Consider the following 3,565-nt stretch of genomic DNA (forward strand, 5'->3'; position numbering starts at 1 on the left):
GGGGGGGCGGGGGGCGGTTTCCCGCACCTGCACGTCGCGAGCGCATACTCGACCCACTTCGGGGTGACGCTCCCCGAGGCGCTTGCCGGCCAGGCGAACGCCCAGGGGGCCTCCTTTCTCGCCCTCACCGACCGCGACGGACTCTATGGGGCCGTCAAGCACCTCCGGGCGTGTGTGGCGGAGGACATCCGCGCGGGCCTCGGGGCCGACCTCGCGGTGCACGACGATGACCGCGTGCCGATCGGCCGCGTCGTCGTGCTCGCGCACGGCGGCACCAGCGGCCGCGGGTATGCGGCCCTGTGCCGCGCCGTGTCCGCGGCCCACGAGACCGTGTCGACCGGAGCAGGGCCCGAGCCGAGCATCGGCCGGACAGAGCTCGCCGAATTGGCCGGGCTCCGGGCATTGACCGTGCTGCTCGGCCCGGCCTCCGACGTCGGTGAGGCGATCGGCCGCCGCGCAACGAAGGAGGCCGGCGCCCGATTGACCGCCTGGCAGCGGTCGATGCCTGCCGAGTCGGTATGCCTGGAAATCGTCTGCTACCTCGCCGAGCCCGGCAGCCGGGGCAGTGTCACTCCGGCGACCCGCATGCTCGCCCTCGCCGAACAGAGCGGCCTGCCCGCCGTTCTCACGAATGCGGTGCGATACGGCGAGCCCGAGGAGGCGGTCACCGCAGACCTTGCCGACGCCGCCCGCACCCTGACCCCGCTCGCCGAGCTCGAGCAGCTCCAGACGAACGGACAAGCCTGGCTCAAACCGGCCGGGGCGATGCGGCAGGTGGCCCGAATGGTCGTCGACGCCGGCCTGCACGACGCCGGCGCGCTCGCGCGCCTGCTGCGCGACACCGAGCTGCTCGCCGACCGCTGCACCCTCGATCCGCAGTCCGACATCGGCCTCGGCACCCCGCGAATGCCGGAGGCGCGCGTGATCGGGGTCACCGGCGACCCGCTCGCCGAACTCTGGAAACGCGGACGATCCGGCGTCGAGGACCGCTACGCGGCATCCGGTCGGCCGGCCGTCGAGACAGCGCACGCCCGCCTCGAGTACGAGATGGCCACGGTCGAGCACCTCGGCTTCGCGAGCTATTTCCTCACGGTCGCCCGGGTCGCCGACATCGTCAGGGGCATGGGCGTGCGCATCCAGGCCCGTGGCTCCGGCGTCGGCTCGGTGCTCAACTATGCCCTGCACACCTCCTCGGTCGAGCCGATCTCGAACGGCCTGCTCTGGGAGAGGTTCCTCTCCCCCGAACGCCAGACCCTGCCCGACATCGACCTCGACGTGGAGTCGGCCCGCCGCCACGATATCTACCGCACCCTCTTCCAGACCTTCGGCAGCGACCGGGTCTCACTGATGTCGATGACCAACGCCTACCGTGGTCGCGGCGCCGTCCGGGACGCGGGGCTCGCACTCGGCATGGACGCCGGGCAGGTGTCGGCAATCGCGAAGCAGATGTGGCGATTCAATGCCCGCGACTTCCGCCGCGCCCTGGAGGAGAAACCCGAGCTCGAACCGCTCGCCGCCGAAGTCCGCGCGTCACAACAGCTCGACCAGCTCGTCGACCTCACGGCGCGGCTCGATCGGCTTCCGCGGCACATCTCGGTGCACCCGTGCGGCGTGATCCTCTCGGACGCGAGCCTGCTCGACCGCACGTCGGTGCAGGCTTCGGGCATGGGCCTGCCGATGTCCCAGTTCGACAAGCACGACATGGACCCGATGGGCCTGATCAAGCTCGACATCCTCGGCGTGCGGATGCAGTCAGCGATGGCACATGCCGTCGAGGAGCACCGACGCCTGACCGGAGAGAGCATCGACCTCGACCGGATCCCCCTCGACGACGAGCCGACCTACGAACTCATCCGCTCGACGCGCACCCTCGGCATCTTCCAGCTCGAGTCTCCCGGCCAGATGGAACTCGTCGGCAAGTTGCAGCCCGAGGTCTTCAATGACCTCACCGTGGAGATCTCCCTGTTCCGCCCTGGCCCGATGAAGAACAACATGCCCCTGCTCTACTTGCAGGCCAGGCACGGCGAGGTCATGCCCGACTACATCCATCCGCGATTCGAGCCGATCCTGCGGGAGACCCGCGGTGTCGTCATCTTCCACGAGCAGGTGATGCGCCTCTTCGACGAACTGACCGGCTGCGGCCTGGGCAAGGCGGATGTCTTCCGCAGGCACCTGGGGAAACCCGAGCAGCTGCCCCTCATCGAGGCGTACGTCCGTGAACAGGCTCTGACGCGCGGGTTCCCTCCCGCTGTGATCGACCGGATCTGGACCGTGCTCGCCGGCTTCGGCAGCTTCGGCTTCGCCAAGGCCCACGGCGCCGCGTTCGCCCTGCCCACCTACCAGTCGGCGTGGCTGAAGACCCATCACCCTGCGGTGTTCCTTGCCGGCCTCCTCACCCACGACCCGGGAATGTGGCCGAAGGACCTGCTCGTGGCGGAGGCCAGGGTGCTCGGGGTTCCCGTGCTGCCGCTCGACGTGCAGCACAGCGTGCTCGACTACCGGGTCGAGGACCTTCCTCCTGGCTACGCCGCGCCTGGCCGTGCAGTACCGGAGCCGACCGAACCGGAACCGGCCGAACCGGAACCGGCCGGGCCGGCCGCGCCGCGCCGCGGCATCCGCCTGGCGCTACCGGAGCTCTCGGGCAGCACCGTCGCAGAGCGGGCCCGGATCGTGCGGCACCAACCGTTCTCATCGCTGCAGGATTTCCGGGACCGGGTGCGGCCGCGCCGGTCGAGCTTCGAGGCGCTCGCGCGGGTCGGTGCCCTCGACAGCTTCATCGGCTACGACCGTGAGCGACGGCACGAGTTGCTCGCGCACATCCAGTCGCTCCGCGGCACAGCCCTTGCCGTGCACGACGACCAGCTCGCCTTCGAGGTCGACCTGCCGGTCCCTCGATACTCCGGCGACCGGTTCACCGCGGTCACCTCCCTCGAACTGCGCGGTCGCACCCAGACCGAACTCGAGCTGCGCGACCTGAGCCTCGCCGTGTCCGGGCATCAGCTCGCCCGCTTCTATCCGCTCTTCGCCGAGCTCGGCGTCACCCCGGCTTCGGCCCTCGGCGACCTGCCCGGCGGGACCGAGGTGCTCCTCGCGGGGGTGCGTCGGGCGACGAACACCCCGCCGATGCGCGGCGGGCGCCGGGTCGTATTCGTCAGCCTCGACGACGGCACCGGGCCGGTCGCGAACGTCGTGTTCTTCCACGACGCCCAGGAACGCATCGGCGGCCCGGTCTTCCAGACCCGGCACCTGCTCGTCCGCGGCCGCACCCGGCGCTCGGGTGCGAAGGGGGTATCCGTGACGGGAGAGATGCTCTGGGACCTCGCCGATGCCGCCCGACTGGTCAAACAGCGGCACAGCGCCGAGCGCGCGGCCGAGAACGCTGCGGGCGACGAAGCACGGGCTGAGGCTCTGGCGGCCGAACTCGCCGCGGTCTCGCCCGCCAACGTGCGCCACCTCTGGTCAGCTCGCTCCGCGTGACCTGCCTAATCCGACGGGTGGACCCGAGCCGGTGCAGGGCCAATCCTCGCCCGGACAGGCGGATGCCCCGGCGCGGCGCGGCCGGCCC

Annotated in this window: 1 protein-coding gene; it reads left to right on the forward strand. The window is 70.9% G+C overall.

What is annotated here, in order from left to right:
- The coding region (locus tag QN350_RS19345) for a DNA polymerase III subunit alpha (protein WP_323517151.1) at positions 1 to 3,477 on the forward strand (3,477 nt) is incomplete at its 5' end.
- Between the last annotated feature and the right edge of the window lie 88 nt (positions 3,478 to 3,565).

Source organism: Cryobacterium sp. 10I5, assembly GCF_035019865.1.
Classification (GTDB): domain Bacteria; phylum Actinomycetota; class Actinomycetes; order Actinomycetales; family Microbacteriaceae; genus Cryobacterium; species Cryobacterium breve_A.